The organism is Aromatoleum evansii (assembly GCF_045689615.1).
Lineage (GTDB): Bacteria > Pseudomonadota > Gammaproteobacteria > Burkholderiales > Rhodocyclaceae > Aromatoleum > Aromatoleum evansii.
Window position 1 is genome coordinate 5237730 of the sequence record NZ_CP141259.1, and the last position, 15046, is coordinate 5252775.

A 15046-nucleotide genomic window follows, 5' to 3' on the forward strand; every position below is an offset into this window, starting at 1 on the left:
CCTCGGTCGTGTAGGGCGGGAGGAGCGAAGCGCATCCCGCCATTCCGACGCTTGGGGTGGCGGGATGCGCCTTCGGCTTCTCCCGCCCTACGTCCTACTTTCCAGCCATTGCACGCAGCTTGAATCTCTGGATCTTGCCCGTCGCCGTCTTCGGCAGCTCATCGACGAACTCCATCCAGCGCGGATACTTGTACGGCGCGAGGTGCGCCTTCACGTGCGCCTTGATCTCGGCCGCGAGCTGCTCAGAACGCTGGAAGCCGGGCTTGAGCACGATGAAGGCCTTGGGCTTGATCAGGCGCTCCTCGTCCTCGTGACCGACGACCGCCGCCTCGAGGATCGCCGGATGCTGGATCAGGCAGGATTCGACCTCGATCGGCGACACGTAGATACCGCTCACCTTGAGCATGTCGTCGTTGCGCCCGGCATACACGTAGTAGCCCTCGGCATTGCGCGAGTATTTGTCGCCGCTCCTCGTCCACGGCCCCTGGAAGGTCGCGCGGGTCTTCTCGCGGTTGTTCCAGTACATGACCGCACTGGTCGGCCCGGAGATCTGCAGCTCGCCCGGCTCGTCCGCGCCCTCGACGACATTGCCCTCGTCGTCGACCAGGCGCACCTGGTAGCCCGGCACCGGCTTGCCGGTGGTGCCGTAATGCACGTCGCCGGGGCGGTTGGAGAGGAAGATGTGCAGCATCTCGGTCGAGCCGATGCCGTCGAGGATCTCGACGCCGAAGCGCTCGGTCCAGCGCCGACCGATGTCTTCCGGCAGCGCCTCGCCGGCCGAGGTGCACATGCGGATCGCGAGCTCCTCGCGCGTCGGACAGTCGGCATCCGCCAGCATCGACGCGTACAGGGTCGGCACGCCGTAGAAGATCGTCGGCTGCTGCTCGCGCAGGCGCTTGAAGGCGGCGGCGGGCGTGGGGCGCTCGGCCATCAGCACGGCAGTCGCGCCGACCGACAGCGGGAAGGTCAGGCCGTTGCCGAGGCCGTAGGCGAAGAAGAGCTTGGCCGCGGAATACACGACGTCGCTTTCCTTGATGCCGAGGATGGGCTTCGCGTACAGCTCGGCCGTGTGGATCAGGCTGGACTGGATATGCACGGTGCCCTTGGGCGCGCCGGTCGAACCGGAAGAGTAGAGCCAGAAACAGGGGTCGTCGCAGGTCGTCGCGACCGCCTCGAACTTGTCGGAGGCGTTCGCCATCAGGGCGGCGACCGAGTCCGGCCCCTCGCCGCCGGCGACGACGATGCGCTCGAGCGATTCGACCTTGCCCAGCAGCGGCGCAAAGGTGTCGTACAGCGGCGCCGACACGACGGCGATGCGCGCGCGGCTGTCGCTGAGCATGTATTCGTAGTCGGACTGCGTGAGCAGCGTGTTCACCGCGATCGGCACGACACCGGCCTTGATCGCGCCGAGGAACACGGTCGGGAAATCGATGGTGTCATGCACGCACATCAGGATGCGCTGCTCGCGGGTGACGCCGAGCGCACCGAGGGCGTTGGCGAAGCGGTTCACGCGCGCCGCCAGTTCATCGTAGCTGTAGCGGCCGTTGTCGTCGATGTAGGCAATCTTGCTGCCGCGGCCGGCGTCGAGGTTGCGGCCGATGAGGTCGTCCGCGGCGTTGTACTGGCGCGGCAGGGTGATGGTCGGCGGACTGGTGCTGTGGTCCGCTGCGCTGAGCGTGGTCATTCCGTACTCTCCTCCGTTCTTCCGGCTGGTGCCGGGGGTATTCCGGTGCCGGTCTTGGTGCCGGTGTTGTTCATTCGGTGGCCGTCGTGGCCTGGCTTACCGGTGCTCGTGGGCACCTTGTGGGAGCGGCTTCAGCCGCGAATGGGCCGTGGGGGCTTGCGAAACCGCCGATTCGCGGCTGAAGCCGCTCCCACAGCTAGAGCCCGGCGGTAAAGCCCTACGATTTCGTGAACTCGATTGCGCCCTGCGGCAGCAGGTACAACACATACGCGCGCCCGCCCATCACGGTCGGCCGGTGCACGCTGCCCGCTTCATAGACAAACCAGCCCGCGCCATGACCGTCGAACTTCGCGTCGCCTTCCAGCGGCATGATCATGTCGATCTCGCCGTTGGGGTGCGCGTGCTGCGGGCCGACGACGTCCTGCATCTCGACGACGTCGACGCTGAAGCCGTGGATCGCGTCGGTCGGCTTGATCACGCGCCCGAACCTGATGCCGCCGTGCTCGCGCTCGCACATCCAGCCGGCGGCAACCGCATCGCTGCAGGCCTTGGCGATGGCCTGGAACTCCGGCCCGTTCGCCGGAAAGCGTTCGTTGAGGAAATCGGCGAGCTGGCCGTCGAGCGGGCGGCCGGCAATCTCGTCGGTCACCTTCGCGATCAGGGCCTGGAACTGGTCTGGGGTCATGTCTCCGTCTCTCCGTCGGAACTGGGTGTTGGGGTCAGGGGGCGGGATGCGTGTATGTTTTATAGTTCATGCGCCGAGCAACGCAGCGTCGACTGCGTCACGCGACAGGGCTTCCAGCACCGCGGGGCCGCCCTGCACGACGCAGCGGCGGTGATACATCGCCAGCGCGCGCAGACCGCCCAACTCCTCGCCGCCGCCGGCGCGCCCGGGACCGCCGTGCAGGCAGGTCGGCATCACGTTGCCGTGGCCGGTGTGGTTCGCGCCCACCGCGGCATCGACGACCATCACGCGGCCATGGAGGTCGGCGATCCCCGGCACCAGTTCGCCGAGGAAGGCCGCGTCGCCCGAATATACCGAGGCGACGAGGGAGCCGTGGCCGCGACGCGCGATCGCGACGGCGTCACGCGTGTCGACGTAGGGCACGATGGTCGCGACCGGGCCGAAGACCTCGACGTCATGCACGTGGCGCGCCGCCAGCCCCTTGTCGCAGTACAGCAGGGTCGGTTGCACGAAGGCGGACACCGCCGCGTCGGCATCGACCGGCTCGAAATCCGGATCGCCACCGAACACGACCTCGCATTCCTGCCTGAGCTTCGCCAGGCCCTCGAAGGCCGCGGCCTGCTGCGCCTTGCTCACCAGCGGCCCGACGCGCACACCCTCGCTGCGCGGGTTCCCCACCTTGCAGCCGGCGAGCTTGCCCGACACTGCATCGGCGAGCGCGCGCGAAACACCTGCGGGCGCGAGGATGCGGCGGATTGCCGTGCATTTCTGGCCGGTCTTGACCGTCATCTCACGCACGATCTCCTTCACCGCGAGATCGAATTCCGGCGTGCCGGGCTGCGCGTCCGGGCCGAGGATCGCCGAGTTCACGCTGTCGGCCTCGATGTTGATCCGTACCGAGCGCGCAACGACGTTCGGATGCGTGCGCATGCGCGCCGCGGTGTCGGCCGAGCCGGTGAAGGACACGACGTCGCATTCGGTGACGTGATCGAGCAGGTCCCGGGCTCCACCGCACACGATGGAGATCGCCCCCGGCGGCAGGATGCCGGCCTCGACGACGTCGGCGACCATGCGCTGCGCGAGCCACGCGGTGGGGGTCGCCGGCTTGGCGAACACGGGCACGCCCGCGAGCAGCGCCGGCGCGGCCTTCTCCCACAACCCCCAGGCGGGGAAGTTGAACGCGTTGATGAACACCGCGACGCCGGTCAGCGGCATCAGGAAGTGCTGGCCCTGGAACACGTCCGTCTTCGCGAGTGCGACACGACCGCCTTCCTTCAGGTGACGCCCGGCGCCCAGCGCCTTGCCGGCGCGGGCGTAGCTCTTGACGGTGAAGATGGCGCCATCGACGTCGAAGGACGCATCGCCTTCGGTCGCGCCCGAGTTGCGCAGCGAGAGCTCGAAATATTCTGCACGTTTCGCCTGCAGCAGCTCGGCGATCGCGGCGAGTTTCGCGGCGCGCTCCTCGTACGTCAGGGCCTTCAGTGCCGCCCCGCCTTCCGTGCGGGCGAACTCCAGGGCACGTGCGACGTCGATGCCGTCCGACGAAACCCGCACCAGCGTCTCACCGGTGACGGGGTCGGTCAGCGCCGCGCCTTCGCCCGCGCCTTCGATCCATTGCCCGTATACGTAATTGGCCAGCTTCACCTGTTTGTCTCCTCTCTCTGTTGAGGCATCGCGGTCTGCGCCGGATGTCTGATGTTCTGGCGTCGCGCCGGAGCGCAATCGGTGGAGATAGAATACACGCGCAATTTTCTCCGTCAAGCACTTTACTTCCACTTTTCTCAGCAACACTTAAACATAGATGCAGTTTTTGACACAGCGAAGCGGCGAACCACCTTCTATACTGGACGAAAACTGCAGATTAACGCAGTGCACCACAAACAAAACTGCACTTTAGGTGTTGACGCAACGAATCTGATGCACTATTGTTCAACTCAACCGATGCAGTTCGCTGCAGACAAGGAACCCAGATGAGCCTCGAACCCACCACCGAACAGCAGCAGGAAGAGCTCCAGACGGCCGACCAGGCCGCCGAAGGCAATATCCTGCCGACGCTCGGCAAGCGCGTCCGCGAGATCCGCGACCGCCGTGGCATGACGAGAAAGCTCGTGGCGCGTGAAGCCGGCGTTTCGGAACGCCACCTCGCCCACCTCGAAGGCGGCGACGGCAACGTGTCCATCGTCCTGCTGCACAACATCGCCCGCGCGCTCAACGTTTCGCTGATCGAGCTGCTCGCGCCGGAAACCGAAGACACCGTCGAGAAGCGCCTCATCCGCCGCTTCCTCGAGCGCCTGCCGCAGCACCGCCTGGAAGAAGTGGTGTTCCGCCTGATGCGCGACTTCGGCCACGAGGAAGCCGTGCGCCGCAAGCGCGTCGCGCTGATCGGCCTGCGCGGCGCCGGAAAGTCGACGCTCGGCAAGCGCCTCGCGCAGGAAGAAAACATGCCCTTCATCGAGCTCGACCGCGAGATCGAGAAGGAAACCGGCATCCCCGGGCGCGAGATCTTCTCGCTGTACGGCCAGTCCGGTTATCGCCGCATCGAGAAGCGCACCCTCGAGCGCGTGCTGCGCGACAACCCGCGCGCCGTGATCTCGGTCGGCGGCGGCGTCGTGTCGCAGCCGGAAAGCTTCGAGATGCTGCTGTCGCAGTGCATGACCGTGTGGGTCAAGGCCCAGCCGGAAGAACACATGTCCCGCGTGATGGCCCAGGGCGACCTGCGCCCGATGGCGGGCAACGACGAGGCGATGGAGGACCTCAAGCGCATCCTCGAGGCGCGCTTGCCCCTCTACGCCAAGGCCGACACCGTGCTCGACACCTCGGGTGAAACGGTGGATCAGAGTTTCATCAAATTGCGCCAGCTCGTGATGGGCTGAGCAACTTCAACAGAGAGAGAGGAGACAGACCATGCAAGCAGTCGCGAACAAGCCGGTCGCAGAACTGGTGGATTACCGTACCGAGCCGTCGAAGTACCGCCACTGGTCGCTCGCGACCGACGGCGAGATCGCCACGCTGACGCTCAACATCGACGAGGACGGCGGCATCCGCCCGGGCTACAAGCTGAAGCTCAACTCCTACGACCTGGGCGTGGACATCGAGCTGCACGACGCGCTGCAGCGCGTGCGCTTCGAGCACCCGGAAGTGCGCACCGTGGTCGTCACCTCGGGCAAGCCGAAGATCTTCTGTTCCGGCGCCAACATCTACATGCTGGGCCTGTCGACCCACGCGTGGAAGGTGAACTTCTGCAAGTTCACCAACGAGACGCGCAACGGCATCGAGGACTCCAGCCAGTACTCGGGCCTCAAGTTCCTCGCCGCGTGCAACGGCACCACCGCCGGCGGCGGCTACGAGCTGGCGCTTGCCTGCGACGAGATCGTGCTGGTCGATGACCGCAACTCCTCGGTCTCGCTGCCCGAAGTGCCGCTGCTGGGCGTGCTGCCCGGCACCGGCGGCCTGACCCGCGTCACCGACAAGCGCCGCGTGCGCCGCGACCACGCCGACATCTTCTGCACGATCTCGGAAGGCGTGCGCGGCCAGCGTGCCAAGGACTGGCGCCTGGTCGACGACGTCGTCAAGCAGCAACAGTTCGCCGAGCACATCCAGGCCCGCGCCAAGGCGCTCGCCCAGACCTCGGACCGCCCCGCCGGCGCCAAGGGCGTGAAGCTCACGACGCTCGAGCGCACGGTCGACGAGAAAGGCTACCACTACGAATTCGTCGATGCGACGATCGACGCCGACGGCCGCACCGTGACCCTGACCGTGCGCGCCCCCGCCGCCGTCACCGCGAAGACCGCCGCCGAGATCGAGGCGCAGGGCATCAAGTGGTGGCCGCTGCAGATGGCACGCGAGCTCGACGACGCGATCCTGAACCTGCGCACCAACCACCTCGACGTCGGCCTGTGGCAGCTGCGCACCGAAGGCGACGCCCAGGTCGTGCTCGACATCGACGCCACCATCGACGCCAACCGCGACAACTGGTTCGTCCGCGAGACCATCGGCATGCTGCGCCGCACGCTCGCCCGCATCGACGTGTCCTCGCGCAGCCTGTACGCGCTGATCGAGCCGGGCTCCTGCTTCGCCGGCACGCTGCTCGAGATCGCGCTCGCCGCCGACCGCAGCTACATGCTCGACGCCGCCGAAGCCAAGAACGTCGTCGGCCTGTCGGCGATGAACTTCGGCACCTTCCCGATGGTGAACGGCCTGTCGCGCATCGACGCCCGCTTCTACCAGGAGGAAGCCCCGGTCGCCGCCGTGAAGGCCAAGCAGGGCAGCCTGCTGTCGCCCGCCGAGGCGATGGAGCTGGGCCTCGTCACCGCGATCCCCGATGACCTCGACTGGGCCGAGGAAGTCCGCATCGCCATCGAGGAACGCGCCGCGCTGTCGCCCGACGCGCTCACCGGCCTCGAAGCCAACCTGCGCTTCGGTCCCGTCGAGACGATGAACACCCGCATCTTCGGCCGCCTGTCGGCCTGGCAGAACTGGATCTTCAACCGCCCCAACGCGGTCGGCGAGAACGGCGCGCTGAAGCTCTTCGGCTCGGGCAAGAAGGCGCAGTTCGACTGGAACCGCGTGTAAGGCATACGAATCGTTCCCGCGCCGCGCGGCAGGCCGTCCCCCTGCCGTTGCATCCGGCGCCCTGGCGCGGCGGGGAGTCTTGGCAAAAGCGAGCAGCAATAAGCGAGGCACGACGCCCCCGACGGCGCGGCCCCACCCGAAATCGGAGGAGTACAGAGATGATCAACTACAGCGAACGCATCCCCAACAACGTCAACCTCAACGAGAACAAGACCCTGCAGCGCGCCCTCGAACAGTGGCAGCCGTCCTTCCTGAACTGGTGGGACGACATGGGCCCGGAGAATTCGAGCAACTACGACGTGTACCTGCGCACCGCGGTCAGCGTCGATCCCAAGGGTTGGGCCGATTTCGGCTACGTCAAGATGCACGACTACCGCTGGGGCATCTTCCTCGCACCGCAGGAAGGCGAGAAGAAGATCACCTTCGGCGAGCACAAGGGCCAGGACGTGTGGCAGGAAGTCCCGGGCGAATACCGCTCGACCCTGCGCCGCATCATCGTCACCCAGGGTGACACCGAGCCGGCATCGGTCGAGCAGCAGCGCCACCTCGGCCTCACCGCCCCCTCGCTCTATGACCTGCGCAACCTGTTCCAGGTGAACGTCGAGGAAGGCCGCCACCTGTGGGCCATGGTCTACCTGCTGCACGCGCACTTCGGCCGCGACGGCCGCGAGGAAGGCGAGGCCCTGCTCGAGCGCCGCTCGGGCGACGAGGACAACCCGCGCATCCTCACCGCGTTCAACGAGAAGACCCCCGACTGGCTCTCGTTCTTCATGTTCACCTTCATCACCGACCGTGACGGCAAGTTCCAGCTCGCCTCGCTCGCCGAATCGGCCTTCGACCCGCTGGCGCGCACCTGCAAGTTCATGCTCACCGAGGAGGCGCACCACCTCTTCGTCGGCGAATCGGGCATCGCCCGCGTGATCCAGCGCACCTGCGAAGTGATGAAGGAACTCGGCACCGACGACCCCGCCAAGCTGCGCGCCGCCGGCGTCATCGACCTGCCGACGCTGCAGAAGTACCTCAACTTCCACTACAGCGTCACCAGCGACCTGTACGGCGCCGAGATCTCGTCCAACGCCGCGACCTACTACACGAACGGCCTCAAGGGGCGCTTCGAGGAAGAGAAGATCGGCGACGACCACAAGCTGCAGAACTCGGAATACGAGGTCATGGATGTGGCCGGCGACAAGATCCTCACCCGCCACGTCCCCGCGCTGTCGGCACTGAACGAGCGCCTGCGCGACGACTGGATCACCGACGTGCAGGCCGGCGTCGACCGCTGGAACCGCATCCCGGCGAAGTTCGGCTTCGACTTCCGCTTCACGCTGCCGCACAAGGGCTTCCACCGCAAGATCGGCATGTTCGCCGACGTGCATGTCAGCCCCGACGGCCGCCTGATCTCGGAAGCCGAATGGACGCACCAGCACAAGAACTGGCTGCCGACCGAGAGCGACCGCCTGTACGTGCATTCGCTGATGGGCCGCTGCCTCGAGCCGGGCAAGTTCGCCAACTGGATCGCAGCGCCGGCCCGTGGCATCAACAACCAGCCCGTCAATTTCGAGTACGTTCGCTTTAATTAAGCGACGATCGGCGGGTTACGCCTGCGGCTTCACCCGCCCTACGGCCATGCCGCGGACGTAGGGCGGGAGGAGCGCAGCGGATCCCGCCATCACCCGCTCAAATAAAGTAATACGCCGGGAAGCGGGTCTCGCCCGCCCCCGCCCCGTGGAGAGAGACAACCATGAACGCGCCCGCAGAGCACGCCAACCTCGCCAGGCAACACCTCATCGATCCCGAGATCTGCATCCGCTGCAACACCTGCGAGGAGATCTGTCCGGTCGATGCGATCACCCACGACAGCCGCAACTACGTCGTCAAGTTCGAGACCTGCAATGGCTGCCTGGCCTGCATCTCGCCCTGTCCGACGGGCGCGATCGACTCCTGGCGCAATGTCGACAAGGCCACGCCCCACAGCCTCGCCGACCAGTATTCGTGGGACTACCTGCCCGACACCACCGAGCTCGACCAGTTCGAGGCGACGGTCATGGGCGCGGCCGAACTGCCCGCCGAAGTGCAGCAGATCACCGAAGTCGCGACCGCCGGCCAGGGCGGCCCGGCGATGGCCCCGTGGTCCGCATCGCACCCGTACGTGAACCTGTACACGCCGGCGAACCCGATCACCGCGACCGTCACCGGCAACTACCGCCTCACCGCCGAGGACGCCTCGAGCGACATCCACCACATCGTGCTCGACTTCGGCACGACGCCCTTCCCCGTGCTCGAGGGCCAGTCGATCGGCATCATCCCGCCGGGCGTCGATGAGAAGGGCAAGCCGCATCTGCTGCGCATGTACTCCGTCGCCAGCCCGCGCGACGGCGAGCGGCCGCACTACAACAACCTGTCCCTGACGGTGAAGCGCGTCGTCGAGGACCACGAAGGCAACCCGACCCGCGGCGTCGCGTCGAACTACGTGTGCGACCTGAAGAAAGGCGACAAGGTGCAGGTCACCGGCCCCTACGGCTCGACCTACCTGATGCCCAACCACCCCGGCTCGTCGATCATGATGATCTGCACCGGCACCGGCTCCGCGCCGATGCGCGCGATGACCGAGCGCCGCCGCCGCCGCATGGACCGCAAGGAAGGCGGCGAGCTGGTGCTCTTCTTCGGCGCCCGCGCCCCCGAGGAACTGCCCTACTTCGGCCCGCTGCAGAAGCTGCCGAAGGAGTTCATCGACATCAACTTCGCCTTCTCGCGCGTGCCCGGCGAGCCCAAGCGCTACGTGCAGGACGCGATCCGCGAGCGCGCCGACAAGGTGTTCCAGATGCTGCAGGACGACAACTGCTACATCTACATCTGCGGCCTGAAGGGCATGGAAGCCGGCGTGCTGGAAGCCTTCCGCGACATCTGCCGCGCGAAGGGCGCCGACTGGGACGCGCTGCGCCCGCAGCTCCTGTCGAAGGCGCGCTTCCACGTCGAAACGTATTGAAGACCACGATCCGCAGGGCGGGAGGAGCCAAAGGCGCATCCCACCCTGCGCACAGCGTAGCGCGTGGCACGTGACGCCACCGGGCCGTTTGGCCCCACAATGGCACGCGGCGCGCCCGCACGAGACGGCGCGCCCCTGACATAAAGAGAGGAGACCCCACCGACATGCCCCGCCACGTCTATATCTGCGACGCGATCCGCACCCCCTTCGGCCGCTACGGCGGCACCCTCTCCTCCATGCGCGCCGACGACCTCGCCGCGCTGCCGATCAAGGCCCTCGTCGCGCGCAATGCGTCGGTCGACTGGGCCGCCGTCGATGACATCATCTACGGCTGCGCCAACCAGGCCGGCGAGGACAACCGCAACGTCGCGCGCATGGCCGCGCTGCTCGCCGGCCTGCCGGTCGAAGTGCCCGGCACCACCGTCAACCGCCTGTGCGGCTCCAGCCTCGACGCGCTGGGCATGGCCGCGCGTGCGCTCGCCTCCGGCGAGACCGAGCTGATGATCGCCGGCGGCGTCGAGAGCATGAGCCGCGCCCCCTTCGTGCTGGGCAAGGCCGACAGCGCCTTCTCGCGCAGCGCCAAGATCGAGGACACGACCATCGGCTGGCGCTTCGTGAACCCGCTGATGAAGGCGCAATACGGCATCGACTCGATGCCCGAGACCGCCGAGAACGTCGCGCAGGAATTCGGCGTCTCGCGCGCCGACCAGGACGCCTTCGCACTGCGCAGCCAGCAGCGCTGGTCGGCGGCGAACGAGCGCGGCTTTTTCGGCCGTGAGATCCTGCCGGTCGAGATTCCGCGCAAGAAGGGCGACCCGGTGATCTTCAGCGTCGACGAGCACCCGCGCGCCGACACCACGCTGGAAGGCCTCGCCAAGCTGAAAGGCGTCGTGCGCCCCGACGGCAGCGTCACCGCCGGCAACGCCTCCGGCGTCAATGATGGCGCCTGCGCGCTGCTGCTGGCCTCGGAGGACGCCGTGCGCCGCCACGGCCTCACGCCGCGCGCCCGCATCCTCGGCTCCGCGGCTGCCGGCGTGCCCCCGCGCATCATGGGCATCGGTCCCGCGCCCGCGACGCAGAAGCTCATCGCCCGCCTCGGCATGGACATCGGCGAATTCGACACCATCGAGCTGAACGAGGCTTTCGCCGCCCAAGGCCTCGCCGTACTGCGCCAGCTGGGCCTGCCCGACGACGGCGAGCACGTGAACCCGAACGGCGGCGCCATCGCCATCGGCCACCCGCTCGGCGCCTCGGGTGCGCGCCTGGTCACGACGGCGCTGAACCAGCTCGAGACCACCGGCGGCCGCTACGGCCTCGCGACCATGTGCATCGGCGTGGGCCAGGGCATCGCGCTCGCGTTCGAGCGCGTGTAATCAAAGGGCGATAGGCGCGGTCTTGTGGGAGCGGCTTCAGCCGCGAACGGATGCTTCCTCCTGCGAAGCCGCCGATTCGCGGCTGAAGCCGCTCCCACGACAGACCCGTCCTCTGCCATGAACCCTGTCCACGCCCGGCACGGGCCCGCACAAGACAAGGAAAACCGGAGACAAATGTGAAACCTGAAGCGGTCCAGATCATCCGCGACGAGCACCTCGCGATCAGCGCCGTGCTCTACTCGCTGCGCTACCTCGTCAAGGGCATGCGCAAGGGTGAGGCGCCCAACTTCGCGCTGCTGCGCGCGATCCTCGACTACATCGTGTCCTACCCCGACCGCTGGCACCACCCGAAGGAGGACAAGTACCTCTTCGCCGCCGTGCAGCGCCGCACGCGCGAAGCGGACGGACTCATCGCCCGCCTCGAGCGCGAGCACAACCTCGGCTACCCCATGGTCGAGGACCTCAAGAAGCAGCTCATCGCCTTCCAGGGCGGCGACGCCAAGGCCGGCGAAGCCTTCTGGGACACCGCCGAGCGCTACGCCGAGTTCGAGTGGGACCATTTGCGCACCGAGGAAGACGCCCTGATCCCCATCGCCGAACGCGTGCTCACGGCGGAAGACTGGGCCGGCATCGCCATCGCCTTCCGCGAGAACGACAACCCGCTCTTCGGCATCAAGCCCAAGGACGAGGCCGAAACGCTCTACCAGCGCATCCTCAGCCTCACGCCCGCGCCGCTGGGCATGGGCGGCGCCGCCTGAGCGGCAGCCCCCTCGCCGGCGGATCCGGCCGGGGTATCGTGCGGCAGGGCGAATTCCGCTACAGTCGCCCCGCATGAACCCCGCTGCCGAAACCGTCGTGCTCGTTCACGGCCTGTGGATGCACGGGCTCGTGTTCGGCCTGCTGCGCCGCCGCCTCCAACGCAGCGGTTTCGTCACGCACGCGTGGTCCTACCCCTCGGTGCGACAGGGCCTCGCCGCCAACGCCGATGCCTTTTCGCGCTTCCTCGCCACGCTGCCCGGCAGGTCCATCCACCTCGTCGGCCACAGCCTGGGCGGAATCATCCTCGCGAGCGCACTCGCCCGTCATCCCGACCCGCGCGTGCGCCGCTGCGTGCTCATGGGTCCGCCCTGGACTGGATCGCGCAGCGCCACCGGATTGCTGCGCGTGCCCGGCATGTCCGCCCTCATCGGCCGTTCGCTACACGACTGGCTCACGGCTCCACGGCCCGCGCTCCCCGGCGTCGACATCGGAGTGATCTCGGGCTCCCGGCCGCTCGGGCTCGCCGGTCTCCTGGTCGGCCTGCCGCGGCCGCACGACGGCATCGTCACGGTCGATGAAACCCGCGTCGCCGGCGCGCGCGACGCCGTCACACTGCACGTGAGCCACATGGAGATGCTCCTGTCGGCACGCTGCGCCGACCAGGTCCTGAGCTTCCTGCGCGCCGGCCGCTTCACCCATGCCCAGCCGGAACACCACGCCGGGCAAGACATCCAGCCCTGAGCCGGAGCTCCGGCGCCCCGTTGCAGGGAGAAATTGCTGCGGTGCACAAAATTTTTCTTGACGTGAGGTTCCGACTCGCTACAATGGAATTGTGCAATGCAGCAAACCTGCCGGCAGCAGTGGGCCAGCAGACGATGACCCCGCCCCAACAGGAGAAAACACCATGATCGCCACGACCGACACCTTCGCCAGCGCCGCCAAGAACGCCTTCGCCACCGTCGAAGCGTCCACCCGCAGCAGCTTCGACACCTTCGAGCGCCTCACCGCGCTGAACATCAATGCCGGCCGCAGCGCCCTCGAAGACGGCATCGCCGCAGTGCAGGCCCTGCTGTCGATCAAGACCCCGAACGAGCTGGTGGCCGTTTCCGCCTCGCTCGTCCGCCCGACGGCCGAGAAGACGCTGGCCTGGTTCCGCAGCAGCTACGAGATCCTCGCCCAGGGCGTCGAGGAAGCCGCCGCACCGTACGAGACCCAGTACTCGGAAGTGAACAAGGCCATCGGCGTCGCGCTCGAAAAAGCTGCCAAGTCCGCCCCGGCCGGTTCCGAAGCCGCCGTCGCCGCAGTGCAGTCGGCAATCGCCGCGGCCAACCAGGCCTACGACACCGTGAATAAGGCGACCCGCAAGGTCATCCAGTTCACCGAAGCCAACGTCACGGCAACCGCCCGCGCCGCCGTCGATGCGGTGAGCGCACCGGCACCGGCCCCCGCCACCAAGGCCAAGAAGTCGGCCTGATCAGCCGCGGGGCCCGAGCCCCGCACGGCGGCCCCGTTAATACCGGGCCGCCCCCTCCGGCGCCTGCGGGCGCCGGAGTCGTTTCCGGTTATCCTTGCGCGCTTCCCCCGGCAGCACGCAGCCATTACAACAATGACGACCTCCCCCCCCGCCTCCGCACGTACCTCGCCCGAACTCCTCGCACCCGCCGGTTCCCTGCAGATGATGCGCACCGCCTTCGCCTACGGCGCGGACGCGGTCTACGCCGGCCAGCCGCGCTACTCGCTGCGCGTGCGCAACAACAGCTTCGACAAGCTCGACGCGCTCGCCGCCGGCATCGACGAGGCGCACGCCGCGGGCAAGGCCTTCTACCTCGTCAGCAACATCTACCCGCACAACAGCAAGGTGCGCAGCTTCCTCGCCGACATGGAGCCGGTGATCGCGCTGAAGCCCGACGCGCTGATCATGGCCGACCCCGGCCTCATCATGATGGTGCGCGAGCGCTGGCCCGAGGTCGCCGTGCATCTGTCGGTGCAGGCCAACACCACCAACTACGCCGCGGTGCGCTTCTGGGCTTCGGTCGGCGTCGAGCGCATCATCCTGTCGCGCGAACTCTCGCTCGACGAGATCGAGGACATCCGCCAGGCCTGCCCCGACATGGAGCTGGAAGTCTTCGTGCATGGCGCGCTGTGCGTCGCCTATTCCGGCCGCTGCCTGCTGTCGGGCTACTTCAATCACCGCGACCCCAACCAGGGCACCTGCACGAACTCCTGCCGCTGGGACTACAAGGTGCACGAGGCGAACGAGGACGGCTCCGGCGACCTGCACGCCAGCGGCAAAGGCTCGCCGGATGCGGCCGGCAGCGCGCTCGGCGGCGGTGCACGCCACGAAGCGTCCTCGCGCGTCTACCTCCTCGAGGAGGGCACCCGCCCCGGGCAGCTCATGCCGATAGAGGAAGACGAGCACGGCACCTACATCCTGAACTCGAAGGACCTGCGCGCGATCGAGCACATCGAACGGCTCGTCGCCATCGGCGTCGATTCGCTCAAGATCGAAGGCCGCACCAAGAGCCCCTACTACGTCGCACGCGCGAGCCAGGGCTACCGCCGCGCGATCGACGACGCCGTGGCCGGCCGCCCCTTCGACCTGCGCCTGCTGGGCGAACTCGAAGGCCTCGCGAACCGCGGCTACACCGACGGCTTCTACCAGCGCCACCACACGCCCGAACACCAGAACTACATGCGCGGCCACTCCGAATCGGGGCGCAGCCTGTTCGTCGGCGAGGTGCTGGGCGTCGACCCGGCGAGCGGCCTCGCGGAAATCGAAGTGAAGAACGGTTTCGGCATCGGCGACCGGCTCGAATTCGTCCAGCCGCAGGGCAACATCATCGCCCCGCTGGAACGGCTCGAAAACCTCGAAGGCGAAGCGCTCGGGCGCATCCCCGGGGCCGGCCGCCGCGTGCGCCTGCCCCTGCCCGCAGGCGCGCAGGCCGACGCGCCGTGCTTCATCGCCAGACTGCTCTGACGCCTGCGGC

Annotated in this window: 12 protein-coding genes; 9 read left to right on the forward strand and 3 right to left on the reverse strand. The window is 67.6% G+C overall.

Translation table 11 applies throughout. The annotated features are described in order from the left end of the window. Window positions 1-94: 94 nt before the first annotated feature. The 3 genes from U5817_RS24540 to U5817_RS24550 all read right to left on the reverse strand — a co-directional run bounded on the left by U5817_RS24540 (window position 95) and on the right by U5817_RS24550 (window position 4013). The gene (locus U5817_RS24540; protein ID WP_407279164.1) at window positions 95-1684 is read right to left on the reverse strand and encodes a benzoate-CoA ligase family protein; all 1590 of its coding nucleotides are present in this window, start codon (window positions 1682-1684) and stop codon (window positions 95-97) included. A 217-nt stretch (window positions 1685-1901) separates the two neighbouring features. Then, a complete protein-coding gene (locus U5817_RS24545; RefSeq protein ID WP_169125305.1) occupies window positions 1902-2369 on the reverse strand; it encodes a DUF4863 family protein in 468 nt (155 codons plus the stop codon). 66 nt (window positions 2370-2435) lie between these two features. After that, a complete protein-coding gene (locus tag U5817_RS24550; RefSeq protein ID WP_407279165.1) occupies window positions 2436-4013 on the reverse strand; it encodes a 3,4-dehydroadipyl-CoA semialdehyde dehydrogenase in 1578 nt (525 codons plus the stop codon). Between the two features lie 326 nt (window positions 4014-4339). Here U5817_RS24550 and U5817_RS24555 point away from each other — a divergent pair, with 326 nt between their 5' ends. The 9 genes from U5817_RS24555 (at window position 4340) to yegQ (ending at window position 15036) form a co-directional block, all read left to right on the forward strand. Then, window positions 4340-5242: a helix-turn-helix transcriptional regulator gene (locus tag U5817_RS24555; protein ID WP_169125307.1), complete on the forward strand. Its 903-nt coding sequence runs from the start codon at window positions 4340-4342 to the stop codon at window positions 5240-5242. A 31-nt stretch (window positions 5243-5273) separates the two neighbouring features. Beyond that, entirely contained in the window at window positions 5274-6941 is a 1668-nt protein-coding gene (gene boxC, locus U5817_RS24560; RefSeq protein WP_169125308.1) for a 2,3-epoxybenzoyl-CoA dihydrolase, read from the forward strand. A 158-nt stretch (window positions 6942-7099) separates the two neighbouring features. After that, window positions 7100-8521, forward strand: a complete 1422-nt coding sequence (gene boxB, locus U5817_RS24565) for a benzoyl-CoA 2,3-epoxidase subunit BoxB (protein WP_169125309.1) — start codon at window positions 7100-7102, stop codon at window positions 8519-8521. Window positions 8522-8682: 161 nt separating this feature from the next. After that, window positions 8683-9927: a benzoyl-CoA 2,3-epoxidase subunit BoxA gene (gene boxA / locus U5817_RS24570; protein WP_169125310.1), complete on the forward strand. Its 1245-nt coding sequence runs from the start codon at window positions 8683-8685 to the stop codon at window positions 9925-9927. A 164-nt stretch (window positions 9928-10091) separates the two neighbouring features. After that, complete coding sequence (gene pcaF / locus U5817_RS24575; RefSeq protein ID WP_407279166.1) at window positions 10092-11300, forward strand: 3-oxoadipyl-CoA thiolase; 1209 nt, start codon at window positions 10092-10094, stop codon at window positions 11298-11300. 176 nt (window positions 11301-11476) lie between these two features. Beyond that, on the forward strand, window positions 11477-12058 hold the full coding sequence (locus U5817_RS24580) for a hemerythrin domain-containing protein (protein WP_407279167.1): 582 nt from the start codon (window positions 11477-11479) through the stop codon (window positions 12056-12058). Between the two features lie 73 nt (window positions 12059-12131). Continuing rightward, the gene (locus U5817_RS24585) at window positions 12132-12800 is read left to right on the forward strand and encodes an esterase/lipase family protein (RefSeq protein WP_407279168.1); all 669 of its coding nucleotides are present in this window, start codon (window positions 12132-12134) and stop codon (window positions 12798-12800) included. Window positions 12801-12963: 163 nt separating this feature from the next. Beyond that, window positions 12964-13533 carry a phasin family protein gene (locus U5817_RS24590; protein WP_169125314.1) on the forward strand — a complete coding sequence of 190 codons (570 nt, stop codon included), beginning with the start codon at window positions 12964-12966 and terminating at the stop codon, window positions 13531-13533. Between the two features lie 132 nt (window positions 13534-13665). Further along, the gene (yegQ, locus tag U5817_RS24595; RefSeq protein WP_169125315.1) at window positions 13666-15036 is read left to right on the forward strand and encodes a tRNA 5-hydroxyuridine modification protein YegQ; all 1371 of its coding nucleotides are present in this window, start codon (window positions 13666-13668) and stop codon (window positions 15034-15036) included. Window positions 15037-15046: the final 10 nt, after the last annotated feature.

What these genes read in the sequence shown, in the direction of transcription:
- U5817_RS24585 (WP_407279168.1), top strand. Translation starts at nt 12,132, where the DNA reads ATGAACCCCGCTGCCGAAACCGTCGTGCTCGTTCACGGCCTGTGGATG.
- U5817_RS24545 (WP_169125305.1), bottom strand. Translation starts at nt 2,369, where the DNA reads ATGACCCCAGACCAGTTCCAGGCCCTGATCGCGAAGGTGACCGACGAG.
- boxA (WP_169125310.1), top strand. Translation starts at nt 8,683, where the DNA reads ATGAACGCGCCCGCAGAGCACGCCAACCTCGCCAGGCAACACCTCATC.
- U5817_RS24590 (WP_169125314.1), top strand. Translation starts at nt 12,964, where the DNA reads ATGATCGCCACGACCGACACCTTCGCCAGCGCCGCCAAGAACGCCTTC.
- yegQ (WP_169125315.1), top strand. Translation starts at nt 13,666, where the DNA reads ATGACGACCTCCCCCCCCGCCTCCGCACGTACCTCGCCCGAACTCCTC.
- U5817_RS24555 (WP_169125307.1), top strand. Translation starts at nt 4,340, where the DNA reads ATGAGCCTCGAACCCACCACCGAACAGCAGCAGGAAGAGCTCCAGACG.
- boxB (WP_169125309.1), top strand. Translation starts at nt 7,100, where the DNA reads ATGATCAACTACAGCGAACGCATCCCCAACAACGTCAACCTCAACGAG.
- pcaF (WP_407279166.1), top strand. Translation starts at nt 10,092, where the DNA reads ATGCCCCGCCACGTCTATATCTGCGACGCGATCCGCACCCCCTTCGGC.
- U5817_RS24540 (WP_407279164.1), bottom strand. Translation starts at nt 1,684, where the DNA reads ATGACCACGCTCAGCGCAGCGGACCACAGCACCAGTCCGCCGACCATC.
- boxC (WP_169125308.1), top strand. Translation starts at nt 5,274, where the DNA reads ATGCAAGCAGTCGCGAACAAGCCGGTCGCAGAACTGGTGGATTACCGT.